Annotated in this window: 12 protein-coding genes; 7 read left to right on the top strand and 5 right to left on the bottom strand. The window is 72.9% G+C overall.

The window, feature by feature from the left end:
* Nucleotides 1-9: 9 nt before the first annotated feature.
* Together OG943_RS31395 and manD are read right to left on the bottom strand one after the other, a co-directional pair.
* Nucleotides 10-1,377 carry a mannitol dehydrogenase family protein gene (locus tag OG943_RS31395; protein ID WP_328604531.1) on the bottom strand — a complete coding sequence of 456 codons (1,368 nt, stop codon included), beginning with the start codon at nt 1,375-1,377 and terminating at the stop codon, nt 10-12.
* Between the two features lie 4 nt (nt 1,378-1,381).
* The gene (gene manD, locus OG943_RS31400; protein ID WP_328604532.1) at nt 1,382-2,596 is read right to left on the bottom strand and encodes a D-mannonate dehydratase ManD; all 1,215 of its coding nucleotides are present in this window, start codon (nt 2,594-2,596) and stop codon (nt 1,382-1,384) included.
* 105 nt (nt 2,597-2,701) lie between these two features.
* Between manD and OG943_RS31405 the strand changes: the two genes are divergently transcribed.
* Together OG943_RS31405 and OG943_RS31410 are read left to right on the top strand one after the other, a co-directional pair.
* Nucleotides 2,702-3,409, top strand: coding sequence for a GntR family transcriptional regulator (locus tag OG943_RS31405; RefSeq protein ID WP_328604533.1), 708 nt, complete (start codon nt 2,702-2,704; stop codon nt 3,407-3,409).
* A 91-nt stretch (nt 3,410-3,500) separates the two neighbouring features.
* Nucleotides 3,501-6,236, top strand: coding sequence for an AfsR/SARP family transcriptional regulator (locus tag OG943_RS31410; protein ID WP_328604534.1), 2,736 nt, complete (start codon nt 3,501-3,503; stop codon nt 6,234-6,236).
* On the opposite strand, the gene OG943_RS31415 is transcribed toward OG943_RS31410, so the two are convergent.
* Nucleotides 6,173-6,862, bottom strand: coding sequence for a VC0807 family protein (locus tag OG943_RS31415; RefSeq protein WP_328604535.1), 690 nt, complete (start codon nt 6,860-6,862; stop codon nt 6,173-6,175). The two genes, OG943_RS31410 and OG943_RS31415, sit on opposite strands and share 64 nt — an antisense overlap.
* A gap of 108 nt (nt 6,863-6,970) precedes the next feature.
* Here OG943_RS31415 and OG943_RS31420 point away from each other — a divergent pair, with 108 nt between their 5' ends.
* The gene (locus tag OG943_RS31420) at nt 6,971-7,579 is read left to right on the top strand and encodes a response regulator transcription factor (protein WP_328604536.1); all 609 of its coding nucleotides are present in this window, start codon (nt 6,971-6,973) and stop codon (nt 7,577-7,579) included.
* Nucleotides 7,580-7,598: 19 nt separating this feature from the next.
* Nucleotides 7,599-8,714, top strand: a complete 1,116-nt coding sequence (locus OG943_RS31425; RefSeq protein WP_328604537.1) for a sensor histidine kinase — start codon at nt 7,599-7,601, stop codon at nt 8,712-8,714.
* Nucleotides 8,715-8,724: 10 nt separating this feature from the next.
* Here the strand turns inward: OG943_RS31425 and OG943_RS31430 are convergent, their stop codons facing one another.
* Entirely contained in the window at nt 8,725-9,501 is a 777-nt protein-coding gene (locus tag OG943_RS31430) for a CDP-alcohol phosphatidyltransferase family protein (RefSeq protein ID WP_328604538.1), read from the bottom strand.
* 74 nt (nt 9,502-9,575) lie between these two features.
* On the opposite strand from OG943_RS31430, the gene OG943_RS31435 reads away from it, so the two are divergent.
* From OG943_RS31435 to OG943_RS31445, 3 genes are read left to right on the top strand one after another with little or no spacing between them, the layout of a single operon-like run.
* Nucleotides 9,576-10,550, top strand: coding sequence for a zinc-dependent alcohol dehydrogenase (locus OG943_RS31435; RefSeq protein ID WP_328604539.1), 975 nt, complete (start codon nt 9,576-9,578; stop codon nt 10,548-10,550).
* Between the two features lie 40 nt (nt 10,551-10,590).
* Nucleotides 10,591-10,989, top strand: coding sequence for a 6-pyruvoyl trahydropterin synthase family protein (locus OG943_RS31440; RefSeq protein WP_328604540.1), 399 nt, complete (start codon nt 10,591-10,593; stop codon nt 10,987-10,989).
* Nucleotides 10,986-11,735 carry a class I SAM-dependent methyltransferase gene (locus tag OG943_RS31445; RefSeq protein ID WP_328604541.1) on the top strand — a complete coding sequence of 250 codons (750 nt, stop codon included), beginning with the start codon at nt 10,986-10,988 and terminating at the stop codon, nt 11,733-11,735. The genes OG943_RS31440 and OG943_RS31445 overlap by 4 nt, the downstream gene beginning before the upstream one ends.
* Here OG943_RS31445 and ligD read toward each other — a convergent pair.
* Nucleotides 11,718-12,683, bottom strand: a complete 966-nt coding sequence (gene ligD, locus OG943_RS31450; RefSeq protein WP_328604542.1) for a non-homologous end-joining DNA ligase — start codon at nt 12,681-12,683, stop codon at nt 11,718-11,720. The two genes, OG943_RS31445 and ligD, sit on opposite strands and share 18 nt — an antisense overlap.
* Between the last annotated feature and the right edge of the window lie 33 nt (nt 12,684-12,716).

Raw genomic sequence — 12,716 nt, forward strand, 5'->3', positions numbered from 1 at the left:
CTGTTGCTCTCACCCGCGTTCATCAAGCACCTCCCGCAGCACGGCCCGCGGGTCCGCCGCGGTCAGGCGGGTGTGGGCGGCCATCACCTGATCGCGGAACGCCGCGTCGTCGGGGAAGATCCGCCGCACGTCCAGCGGTGACGCGGCGGCGCGCAGTTCGGCGGCGAGCGGATCCCGCAGCGCGTCGGTGGCCACGTGCCGCAGCCACGCGGCGATCACGAACGGGATCCAGCGCGGACTCCGCCCGGCCGCGCGCAGATCGGCCACGGTGCCGAGCAGGCGGGGCCCGAGCTTCTGCGAGCCGTCGCTCGCGACCTGCGCGGTGGTGTGCCGCAACGCGGGGTTGGCGAAGCGTGCCAGCACCGTGTGGGCGTAGTCCTCAACGTCCACTTCGGATGGTGGACGCAGTACCGGCAGGACGTCCTCGGCGATCATGCCCAGACAGGCCTGCCGGAGCACCGGGTCACGCACCGCGTCGGCGATCGACTCGTGGCCAAGGAGCAGTCCGAAGTAGGCGAGCATCGAATGGCTCGCGTTGAGCACCCGCAGCTTCAGCCGTTCCCACGGCTCGACGTCCTTGGCCAGCACCGCGCCTACCCGCTCCCAGGCGGGCCGGGGTGCCGCGAAGTCGTCCTCGATCACCCACTGGCTGAACGGCTCGGTGACGACCAGTGCCTCGTCGCGGTAACCGAGCCGGTCTTCCGCCTCACGGCGGTCCACCTCGGTGGTCGCGGGCGCGATGCGGTCGACCATGCTGGCCGGGAACCGGACGTTGTCCTCGATCCAGGTCGTCAGCGAGTCGAGCCCAGCCGCCGCGCAGAAGGACAGCACGAGGCCACACAGGAACGCTCCGTTGCCCGCCAGGTTGTCGCAGCACAACAGCGTGATCGGCGGCCCGCCGGCTCGGCGCTGGAGGCCGTGAACCAGTTGTCCCACCACGGTTTTCGACTGCCGTCCGGTGAGGTCGGCCGCGATCCCGGGGTCGGTGAGGTCCAGTTCGCCGGTGGCGGGGTCGTGCCGGTAGCCCTTCTCGGTGACGGTCAGCGTGACCACCTGTATCGACGGCCGCGCGAGCAGCCCGGGCACGGCTTCGCCGTCGACCACACCCGAAAGCGCGCCGACGACGCGCGGGGCCGCCGCGCCCTCGCCGCGCTCCAGCACCGTGTAGAGGTTGTCCTGGGGCTCAAGCTGCCGCCGGACGCGATCGCTGCGCTGGGTCACGCCGATGATGCCCCAGCCGCGGTCCCCGGTCACGCGCATCGCGTCTTCGGTGTACACCGCCTGGTGCGCCCGGTGGAACGCGCCGAGTCCCAAGTGGACGATCCCGGCGGCGTCCGGCCGGGCCGGCGCGGCCACCCGCGTCGAGAGCCGTTTCATGCGCTCACCAGTCATGTACCGACCCGTCACGACGGCGGTTGACGGGCAGGTACTTCGGGTCGTACGGGAACTTCGCCGCGGCCGCCTCGTCCACCTCGACGCCCAGCCCCGGCAACTCGCCGGGATGCAGGTAGCCCTCCGAGAACGTGTACGACGTCTGGAAGACCTCGTCCGCCGGGGCGGCGTGGCCCATGTACTCCTGGATGCCGAAGTTCGGCACGGACAGGTCCACGTGCAACGCCGCCGCCAGCGAAACCGGCGACAGGTCACCCGCGCCGTGAGAGCCGGTGCGCACGCCGTAGAGGTCGGCGAGCGCGAAGATCCGGCGCAGGTGCGTGATCCCGCCCGAGTGCGAGACCGAGGTGCGGATGTAGTCGATCAGCCGCTCGGTGATCAGGTGCTGGCAGTCCCAGATCGAGTTGAACACCTCGCCGGCCGCCAGCGGCGTGGTGGTGTGCCCGCGCACCAGCCGGAACGCCTCCTGGTCCTCGGCCGGGGTGGGGTCCTCCAGCCAGAACATCCGGTGCGGCTCGAGGTCGCGGCCCAGCCGTCCCGCCTCGATCGGGCTGAGCCGGTGGTGCACGTCGTGCAGCAGGTGGAAGCCGAACCCGAACCGCTCGCGGACCGCGCCGAGCAGCTCCGGCGCGAACCGCAGATACGGTGCGGTGTCCCAGAAATCCTCCTGCGGACGCGCGCCCGAGGCCGGCTCGTACACGCGCTGGCCCGCCTTGGGGACGCCGTAGGTCTTGTCCAGGCCGGGAACCCCGGACTGCGCCCGCACGGCGAGGTAGCCGCTGTCGAGGTAGCGGGCGACGTCGTCGAGCAGCTCCGGGACGTCCGCGCCGCTGGCGTGCCCGTAGACCATCACGCCGTCACGGGCGGCGCCGCCGAGCAGCTGGTAGACCGGCAGCCCGGCGATCTTGCCCTTGATGTCCCACAGCGCGACGTCGACGGCGGCGATCGCGGTCATCGTGACCGGGCCGCGCCGCCAGTAGGCGCCTTTGTACAGGTACTGCCAGGTGTCCTCGATGCGGTGCGCGTCGCGGCCGGCCAGCAGCGGGCAGACGTGGTCGCGCAGGTAGGACACCACGGCGAGCTCACGGCCGTTGAGGGTCGCGTCGCCCCAGCCGACGACGCCGTCTTCGGTGGTCACCTTGAGGGTCACGTAGTTCCGGCCCGGGGCGGTGACGAGCACGTCGGCGCGGGCGATCTTGGTCATGCGGGCTGCCCTTCGGTTTCGGTACGGGAATCGGCGGGGCGGACTGCCATACAAGTTCTGCCATGCTTCCACTGTCAAGGGCGGCGAGACCGGTAAGGTGGCCAAATGGCGAGAACAGCGAAACCGTCGGCGCGGGCGGTCGTGCACCGGGACCTGAGGAACCGGATCATCACGCTCCAGCTCTCGCCCGGCGCGCCGCTGTCGGAAAACGAGCTCGCCGCGGAGCTGTCGGTCAGCCGCACCCCGGTGCGCGAAGCGCTGCTGCTGCTCGCCGAAGAGGAACTGGTCCAGGTCTTCCCGCAGCTGGGCACGTTCGTGGCGCGGGTCGACCTGCAGCGGGTCGCCGACGCCCAGTTCGTCCGGGAGGCCGTTGAGGTCGCTTCGCTCGAGGACGCGGCCGGCCTGTCCCCCACCGCGCTGGCGGCCCTGCGGCAGGCGCTCGAACAGCAACGCGAGGCCGAAGACGACGCCGAGCGTTTCTTCCAGCTGGACGAGGAATTCCACCAGCTGCTGCTCGACGCCGGCGGCCACGCGAACGCCTGGCGCACGGTCGTTTCGGCGAAGGCGCACCTCGACCGCGCCCGCCGCCTCGGAATGCGGATGGTCAGCCCGGCCTCGGCCCTGATCGACCAGCACACCGCCATCGTCGACTCACTGGCCGCGGGCGACCTCGGCGCGAGCATCGACGCCATGCGCGCGCACCTGCGCCTGGTCTTCTCCGACGTCGAGCGGATCCGCAGCCACTCACCCGAACTGTTCGTCACCGACAGCGATCAGCGGCCGGTCCGTAAGACGGTCACGGCTTGGGCTTGAACTCGTTGGGGCACAAGCATTGTGGACCCCGGACCGATTTGCCCCGGCTTACCAGATCGACCGCGGGGACCGGGTGCGGTATGCAGTGGGCATGACCAGTGTCCGGTTCGGACTGCTCGGGACCGTCGAGGCGCACATCGGGGCCGAGGCCGTCGACCTGGGCCACGCGCGGCAACGCTGGGTGCTCGCGGCGCTGCTCGCCGACGCCAACCGGCCCGTGTCCACCGACCGGCTCACCGAGCGGGTGTGGGCGGACCAGCCGCCGTACCGCGCGCACCGGCTGCTGGCCAGCTACCTTTCGCGCCTGCGCCGCAGCCTCGCCGCGGCCCGCGACGTCGCGATCCGCCACGGGCCGGCCGGCTACCTGCTCAGCGTCCCGCCCGAGGCGGTGGACGTGCACCGGTTCCGCGCGCTCGTCGCCGAAGCCCAGGTACAGCGCAGCACCGCGCTGTACGACGAAGCTTTGACGTTGTGGCGCGGCGACCCGTTCGCCGGGCTCGACACGCCGTGGGCCGACACCGCCCGTCAGACGCTCGCCGCCGAGCTGCTGTCGGCGCAGCTCGACCGCACGGACCTCGCGCTGGAAGGCGGCGGCCACAACGGCGTGCTGGCCGAGACGGCGGAGCGGGCCGCGGCGCACCCGCTCGACGAACGGGTGGCGGGCCAGCTGATGCTCGCGCGGTACCGCGCCGGGCGGCAGGCGGGCGCGCTCGAGGAGTTCGACCGGATCCGGCGGCGGCTGGCCGACGAGTTCGGCGCCGACCCCGGCCCCACGCTGCGTCAGCTGCACCAGCGCATCCTCACTACGGACCCGACGCTGCTGCCGTACGCGGAGACGGCCGTGCCGCGGCAACTGCCCGCGCCGCCGCGCTGGTTCGTCGGCCGCGACCCCGAGCTGGCCGCGCTCGACGACGTGATGGAAAGCCGCGGCGGCACCCTCACGCTGTCCGCGATCGGCGGCCCCGGCGGCATCGGCAAGACCTCGCTCGCCCTTCGCTGGGCACACCAGAACCTCGCGCGTTTCCCGGACGGCCAGCTGTACGTGAACCTGCGCGGCTTCGACCCGTCCGACGGCCCGCTGCCGCCCGAGGCCGTGGTCCGGCAGTTCCTCGACGCGCTGGGGGTGGCGCCGGCGGCGGTCCCGGCGGACGCGGTGGGCCAGTTTTCGCTCTACCGCAGCCTCGCCGCGGGACGGCGCCTGCTCGTCGTGCTGGACAACGCGCGGGACCTGGCGCAGATCGAGCCGCTGCTGCCGGGCAGCGAGACGTGCACGGTGATGGTCACCAGCCGGCACCGGCTCGGCGGCCTGGGCGTACGCGGCGCGCAGCTGCTCGACTTGGACGTGCTCGGGTCGCGGGAGGCGCGGGAGCTGCTGGTGCGCCACCTCGGCGCGGACCGCGTGGCGGACGAGCCGACGGCGGTGGACGACCTCGTCCACTGGTGCGGCGGGCTGCCGCTGGCCATCAGCATCGTCGCGAGCCGCGCGGGGGCGAACCCGCGGTTCCGGCTGGAGGTGCTGGCGAAGGAGCTGCGTCAGGAGTCCGCGCGGCTGGACGCGCTCGACGCGGGTGACCTGAGCACGAACCTGCGGGCGGTGTTCTCGTGGTCGTACCAGGCACTCGACGCCGAGCCGGCCCGCGCGTTCCGGCTGCTCGGCGCGGCGCCGGGGCCGGACATCGGCCTGGCCGCGGCGGCTTCCCTGCTCGGGCTGCGGATGCCGGAAGTACGCGCGCTGCTGCGCCGCCTCGGTGCCGCGCACCTGGTGCAGGAGCACGTGCCCGGCCGGTATCGGATGCACGACCTGCTGAGGCTGTACGTCGACGAGCTGGTGGACGACGCGGAGCGGCCAGAACCGTTGCGCCGTCTCGTTGATCATTACCTGCACACCGCCTGTGCCGCGACGCCGCTGCTGCGCCCGGAGCGCCAGCCGATCGAGCTGGGCCCGCCCGCGCCCGGCAGCGCGGCCCTGCCGCTGGCGGACCGGGCCGAGGCGGCGGCGTGGTTCGCGGACGAGCACGCGTGCCTGCTGGCGGTGCTGGACTCGGCCGGGCAACGCGGCTCGCACGAGGACGTGTGGCGGCTGGCCTGGAGCGTCAGCGGTTTCCACGTGATCCGCGGGCTGCTGGTCGCGGACCTGGCGGCCTGGCGCGCGGCGGTGGCGGCCGCGCGGGCGCTGGGACGGCCGGAGCCGCTGGCCATCACGCACATGTACCTGGGCACGGCGCACACGCGCGTCGGCTCGCACGACTCCGCGATCCGGCACGTGCGCGAGGCGCTTGACCTTGCTGTGGCAGCGAAATCCCCGGCTGTGGCGGCGGACGCGCAGCGGGCGCTGGGCTGGGCGCTGGGCCAGAGCGGCGATTTCGCCGGGGCTCTGCGGCACACCGCCGAAGCGCTGACGTACTACCGCGCCGCCGGCAACGGGCTGCGCCAGGCCGACGCGCTCAACACCCTCGGCTGGTACTCCGCCCGCCTCGGCCGGCTGCGCGAGGGCCGGGGCCACTGCACGCGGGCGTTGGAACTCTGCCGCCTTCACGACCACCGCCGCGCCGAAGCCGTGACGCTCGACAGTCTTGGCTACATCGCGCAGGAACTCGGCGAGTACGTCGTCGCGCTCGGCCACTACCGCTCGGCGCTGGCGCTCGCCCGCGAAACCGACGACGTCTACGACGAACCCGGCATCCTCGCCAATCTCGGCGACACCCACGCGTCCCTCGGCCAGACCGCCGACGCCCGCGCCGCGTGGGAGCAGGCGCGGGACCTTTATCGGGAGCATCGGCGGAACCGGGCGGCTGAGCTGCTCGAGGTGAAGCTGGAGTCGTTGTAGGTCCTCGGCGCGCCTGACATGTCGACCTTGAGATACGCCTTCGCCGCCAGGTAGATCACGGTCATCGAGCCGAACAGCAGCACCGGGGACAGGGCGACCATCTCGTCGATCGGCAGAGTGAAGCACAGCACGGTGCGGACGGCGGCCTCCAGCAGCAGCCCCAGTCCCCACGCGTAGCTGAGCACGGTGAAACGGCGGCGGGTCGGCGCGTCGGTCGCGTAGCGGTCCTCGAAGGCGGCCACCGCCGCGGGATCGCCCGCGGTCTCGAACCTGCGGCCGATCAGGAAGAGCAGCGGCCGGTCCGCGAGGGTCGTCCCGATGAAGGCGAACGCGACGGCGCCGGTGACGACCGAGTCCTTCAGCACGAGGATCCGGGGGTCGCCGGTGAGGAAGGTGGCCGCCAGTCCGAACAGGAACAGGCCGAGCATCACCGCCGCGACGATCTCGACCCGCCGGTTGCGGACGGCTTCGACAATGGTGAGCACGGCGGCCACGGCGCCGCCGACGCTCAGCGCGACGCGGTCGTCCGCTCCGGCGAGGTGGCAGGCGTAGTAGCCGGCGCCCGGCAGGGCGATGTCCTTGAGGAGCACCGAAACGACGGCCTTGAGCTTGGTGGAACGGATCATGGCTCGAACGCTAGGAACCCGGCCGACGCGCGCTTGGGCGTAAATGTCATCGAACCCGTCTGACATCTGTCAGCCCGCCGCGCGCCGCCGACCGGCTACGTTGGCCCGGTGGAGATCAAGGTGCTCGTCGCGGACGACCAGGCGCTGGTCCGAGGCGCGCTGGCCACGCTGCTCGGGCTGGAGGACGACATCACCGTCGTCGCCAAGGTCGGGTCCGGCGCGGAGGTGCCGGCCGTGGCGCGCGCGACGCAGCCGGACGTCGCGCTGCTCGACGTGCAGATGCCCGGCAAGGACGGCATCGAGGTGGCGGCCGAGCTGCGCGCCGCCGTGCCCGGCTGCCGGGTGCTGATGTGCACCACGTTCGGCCGGCCCGGCTACCTCACCCGCGCGCTCGCCGCCGGGGCCGCCGGGTTCGTGGTCAAGGACTGCCCGCCGGAGCAGCTGATCGACGCCGTCCGCCGGGTCCACTCCGGACTGCGCGTGGTGGACCCGGCATTGGCGACGGAGTCGGTGACCATCGGCGTCAGCCCGCTGACCGACCGCGAGCGCGAGGTGCTGCAGGCCGCGCGGGACGGCAGCACCGTCAACGCCGTCGCCGCCCAGCTGCACCTGTCCGCGGGGACGGTGCGCAACTACCTGTCGTCCGCCATGGGCAAGCTGGAGGCAGCGACCCGCGCCGAGGCCGCCCGCCTCGCCGACGAACGCGGCTGGCTGTGAAGTCCCGGGGAGCCGCCTGATGGAGCCGGGAAGCACCGGGCAGCGATGGCCGGAACGCCACGACGGCGGCCTGCGCTCGCTGGTGCGGGAACTCGGCCCGTTCACCGCGTTCCTGGCCTGGCTCTGGCTGGAGACCGTGAAGCAGGCGCACGACCGGCCTTCGTTCCAGGTGCCGGTCTTCACGCTCGCGGCCGTGTATTCGGTGGCGTTCCTGGCCGCCGCCGGCTGGGGACAGCTGTTACGGCCGCTCGGGCGGATAGCGGTGGTGGCCGGGCTTTTCGTGCTGGGCCTGACCTTTCCGGTGCTGTTCGGCCGGCCGGAGCTGTTGACACTGCTCGCCTACGGCATCACCGCGTCCGTCGTGCTGCTGCCGCTGCGGGCCGCCCAGTGGCTGGGCTTCACCGCGGCGCTCGCGCTGCTCGGGTCGACGGCCCTGGTCCGCGGGGCCCCCGACTGGAGCGACACGCTACTGGTCGGCCTGCTGACGATGGGCATCGTCTCGGCGACGCAGCTGACCCGCGCCAACGCGCAGCTGCGGGCGGCGCGCGAGCGGGTGCGGGAGCTCGCCGTCACCGAGGAGCGCGGCCGCGTGGCGCGGGACCTGCACGACCTGCTCGGCCACAGCCTCACCACGATCACGCTCAAGACCGGCCTCGCCCGCCGGATGCTGGAAGGCGGGAAGGACGGCGCGCTCGACGAGGTGCGTGAGGTCGAAGTCCTGTCCCGGCAGGCCCTCGCCGAGGTGCGCGCCACGGTCACGGACTTCCGGCGCACGTCACTGGCGGCGGAGCTGGCGGGCGTGCGCGCCGCGCTCGGCTCGGCGGGCATCAAGCTGGTCGCGCCGCACGCCGTCGACGACGTCGAGGTGCGGTTGCAGCAGCCGTTCGCCTTTGTGGTCCGGGAAGCGGTCACCAACGTCATCCGGCACAGCGGCGCCACGCGCTGCGAGATCCGGCTGGGGCCGAACTGGGTCGAGGTGACCGACGACGGCACCGCCGCCTCGGCACAGGCGACGGCAACGGTCCGGGGCAACGGCCTGTCCGGGCTGGCCGAGCGCCTCGCCGCCGTCGGCGGGCGGGTCGACGTGGGACCGGTGCCGGACGGCGGGTTCGTCGTCCGGGCGAGCGTGGACTAATTGTGCTTCTTCAGGGGCTCCGCGTCGCCAGGCGCCGGGCGCGGCGGGGCACCGGGTGGTGCCGGACCAGGCAGGCGCCGCTGATCACCGGGGCCGGCTTCACGGCGGCGCGGCGCAGCCACACGACGTCACGCCCGAACGACCAGACGAGCAGCACCAGCGCGGAAACCGTGACAGCGAAACCGAAACCGGCCGGGACCAGACCGGAGCCCGCCACCAGCAGCAGCACCCCCTGCAGCGCCGCGACGACCTTGCGCGCGCGGCTCGGCGGCAGTTCCGCCCGCAGCCACGGCAGCGCCCTGGCGGCCGCCACGAAGACGTACCGCATCAGGCCGATCGCCAGCACCCACGGGCCGAGCGACCCGGCCACCAGCGTGCTGAGCACGAGGATCAGGAACGCGTCCGCCTCCATGTCGAACCGCGCGCCGAGCGCCGACGACGTGCCGGTGCGGCGCGCGACCTGGCCGTCGACGGCGTCCAGCGCCAGCGCGACGGCCGCGAGCGGGACCACCACGGCCGTCGGGATCCCCCCGTTCAGGTGATCCACGACCAGCGCCGTGACACCCCCGATGAGCACGGCGCGGGCGAGTGTGACGTGGTCGGCCGGGCCCAGCGAACGGGCGCGCGCCCGCCGTGCGGCGCCCGCGAGCAGGGCCCACAGCCCGGCCGTGTAGGCGAGGCCCGCGGCCCAACCGGCGGCGCCGAGCCCGGTGGTGAGCCCGAGAATGCCCAGCAACACCAGCTGGGCCCCCGCGCCCGCGGCCTGCTCGCGGGCGACTGAACCCACGCCGGAGTGTGATCGTGTAGTGGTGGTGACAGCCATCGAACCCCTCGATCTCGCGCAGGCACAGGAGGACATCCATGACACGTAAGGCAAGGGCCTTCTGGTTCACCGCCGCCGGGACCGGCGAGATCTCCGACGCCGTGATCCCGGCTCCCGGGCCGGACGAAGTGCTGGTCAGGACGCTGTTCTCGGCCATGAGCCGCGGCACGGAGAGCCTGGTGTCACGCGGCGGGGTGCCCGCGAGCCAGCACGACGTGATGCGCGCGCCGTTCCAGGAGGGTGACTTCCCGTGGCCGGTCAAGTACGGCTACCTGAACGTCGGCCGCGTCGAGGAGGGGCCCGCGGACCTCGTCGGCCGCACCGTCTTCTGCCTCTACCCGCACCAGACCGAGTACGTCGTGCCCGCGTCGGCCGTCACGGTGGTGCCCGAAGCCGTGCCCGCCGCGCGCGCGGTGCTCGCGGGCACCGTGGAGACGGCGGTGAACGCGCTGTGGGACGCGGCCCCGCTGGTCGGCGACCGGATCGCGGTCGTGGGCGCGGGCATGGTCGGCAGCAGCGTCGCCGGCCTGCTGTCCCACTTCCCGGGCGTGGACGTCCGGCTCGTGGACGTCGACCCGGAACGCGCGAAGGTCGCCGAAGCGTTCGGCATCCGCTACGCCACACCAGACGAGGCCGAAGGCGAGCTGGACCTGGTGGTGCACGCCAGCGCGTCCGAAGCCGGGCTCGCCCGCTCGCTGGAACTGCTGGGGCACGAGGGCACGGTGGTGGAGCTGAGCTGGTACGGCGACCGCCGGGTGAGCGTGCCGCTGGGCGAGAACTTCCACTCGCGACGGCTGACCGTGCGCGGCAGCCAGGTCGGCACCGTCTCGCCCGCCCGCGCGAACCGCCGCACGTACGGCGACCGCCTGGCGCTCGCGTTGCGGCTGCTGACGGACCCGGCGTTCGACGTGCTGATCACCGGTGAGTCGGCGTTCGACGACCTGCCCGGGCTGGTCTCCCGCCTCGCCGCCGGGCGCCTGCCGGGGCTCGGCCACCGGATCGTCTACCCGTGATCGTCCTGTCAGTGAAGGTCAGCCAGTGAAGGAGAAAACCTTGTTCAGTGTCACCGTGCGCGACCACATCATGGTCGCCCACAGCTTCCGCGGAGAGGTCTTCGGGCCCGCGCAACGCCTGCACGGCGCCACTTTTGTCGTTGACGCCACGTTCCGCCGCGCCGAACTGGACGCGGACAACATCGTGGTCGACATCGGCCTCGCCACCGAGCGGCTCGGCGCGGTACTGGCCGACCTCAACTACCGCAATCTCGACGACGTGCCGGAGTTCAAGGGGGTCAACACGTCCACGGAGTTCCTGGCCAAGGTGATCGCGGACCGGCTGGCGGGCCACGTGCACGCGGGCGACCTGGGCGAGGGCGCCCACGGCCTGGCGTCGATCTCGGTGACGCTGCACGAATCGCACGTCGCGTCGGCCGGTTACGAGCGCGACCTGTGACCACAGTGGACGCTTCCGGCTACGCGCCGGAGTGGCTTCGCCTACGCGAGGGCGCGGACGCGACGGCGCGCGCGGTGTCCCTTGTGGACAAGTTCACCCTGCGGCCGCCGACCACGATCCGAGATCTGGGCTGCGGCACGGGTTCGATGGGACGCTGGCTGTCCGGACGGCTGCCCGGGCCGCAGCACTGGATCCTGCACGACCAGGACCCGCGGCTGCTCGCGCTCGCCGCGCGCAGCCTGCCGGCGGGCGTCACCACCAGGACCGAGCAGCTCGACGTCACCCGGCTGACGGCCGCGGACCTCGCGGAGACGTCGCTGGTCACGGCGTCGGCGCTGCTGGACCTGTTCACGCCAGCGGAGATCGGCCGCCTCGCCGACGCCTGCGCCGGCGCACGCTGCCCGGCGCTGCTGACGCTTTCGGTGGTCGGCCGGGTGGAGCTGTCGCCCGCGGACCCGCTGGACGACACCGTCACGGCCGCGTTCAACGCCCACCAGCGGCGCGACGGGCGACTCGGACCGGACGCGGTTTCCGTTGCCGCACAGGAGTTCACCGCGCGCGGCTACACGGTCCACCGCGCGCCCAGCGTGTGGCGGCTCGGCGCGGCGGACTCCGCGTTGATCACGGCGTGGTTCCGCGGCTGGGTCGCGGCGGCGGCTGAAGAGGACCCCGGCCTGGCGCGGTACCGGGACCAGCCGCCCGAGACGGTCACCGTGCACCACGAGGACCTACTCGCCCTCCCCTGACTCCCGCCGGGCGCGGGCGCGGCGCTTGCCCTCGTGCATCGCGGCGACGCGGGCGATCGGGATGGTGTGGCCCTCCTCGACGAGGCCGGCCGGAAGGTGTTGCGGCGCGGGCATTTCCGTGACCCACGGATCGTCGCCGCCGAGCAGTGTCAGTGCGGTGTGCACGGTGAAGTCGTCCGGCGTCACGTTCTCCGCGTCGGACCACGGCACCGGGAACGAGACGCGCACGCCCGGCCGCACCCGCGGGCTGTAGGCGGCCACCACCGTCGCGCCGCCGGCCCGGGTGGAGTCGAGGAAAACCTTGCCGTGGCGGTCTTCTCGGATGAACGCTGTGGTCGCCCGCTCCGGGTCGAGCCGCTCGGCCCTGGCCGCGACGGCGCGGGTGGCCGCGGCGACGTCGTCCATCGCCTGCCCCGGCGCGAGCGGCACGAAGACGTGCACGCCCTTCGAACCGCTCGTCTTCAGCGCGCCCGCGAGCCCGGCGTCGGCCAGCGCCCGGCGCACGAGCTGCGCACCCTCGACGGCGAGGCCGAACGCGGCGCCCTCCGGCGGGTCGAGGTCCATGATGAGGTGCGTGGGCCCGGCTTCGTGGTCGATGCGGGTGAGCGTCGGGTGGTACTCGACCGCGCGCTGGTTCCCGAACCACAGCAGCGTCCGACGGTCGTTGCACAGCGCGTACGAGATGTTCCGCTTCGACGTCTCCGCCCACAGCTTCACCCGCGGCACCCACTCGGGGGTGTACTTCGGCAGGTTCTTCTGCATGAACTCGTCCTGCCCGCGCAGCACCCGAACCACGGACAACGGCCGGTCGGTCAGCACCGGGAGCAGCCGCTCGGAGACGGCGTCGAGGTAGTCCAGCAGGTCACGCTTGGTCGCGCCGGCGTCGGGGAACAGCTGCTGGTCGAGGTTGGTCAGCGACACACCTTCACGGACCTCGGAGGGGCTCATCGGCCCACCATGCCCACTCCATCGAGCCTGGTC

Origin of the sequence: Amycolatopsis sp. NBC_00345 (genome assembly GCF_036116635.1) — a bacterium.
GTDB lineage: Bacteria > Actinomycetota > Actinomycetes > Mycobacteriales > Pseudonocardiaceae > Amycolatopsis.

Excerpts from the sequence above, each read along its gene's own strand:
- OG943_RS31395 (WP_328604531.1), bottom strand. The coding sequence starts at position 1,377 with ATGAAACGGCTCTCGACGCGGGTGGCCGCGCCGGCCCGGCCGGACGCC.
- manD (WP_328604532.1), bottom strand. The coding sequence starts at position 2,596 with ATGACCAAGATCGCCCGCGCCGACGTGCTCGTCACCGCCCCGGGCCGG.
- OG943_RS31405 (WP_328604533.1), top strand. The coding sequence starts at position 2,702 with ATGGCGAGAACAGCGAAACCGTCGGCGCGGGCGGTCGTGCACCGGGAC.
- OG943_RS31410 (WP_328604534.1), top strand. The coding sequence starts at position 3,501 with ATGACCAGTGTCCGGTTCGGACTGCTCGGGACCGTCGAGGCGCACATC.
- OG943_RS31415 (WP_328604535.1), bottom strand. The coding sequence starts at position 6,862 with ATGATCCGTTCCACCAAGCTCAAGGCCGTCGTTTCGGTGCTCCTCAAG.
- OG943_RS31425 (WP_328604537.1), top strand. The coding sequence starts at position 7,599 with ATGGAGCCGGGAAGCACCGGGCAGCGATGGCCGGAACGCCACGACGGC.
- OG943_RS31435 (WP_328604539.1), top strand. The coding sequence starts at position 9,576 with ATGACACGTAAGGCAAGGGCCTTCTGGTTCACCGCCGCCGGGACCGGC.
- ligD (WP_328604542.1), bottom strand. The coding sequence starts at position 12,683 with ATGAGCCCCTCCGAGGTCCGTGAAGGTGTGTCGCTGACCAACCTCGAC.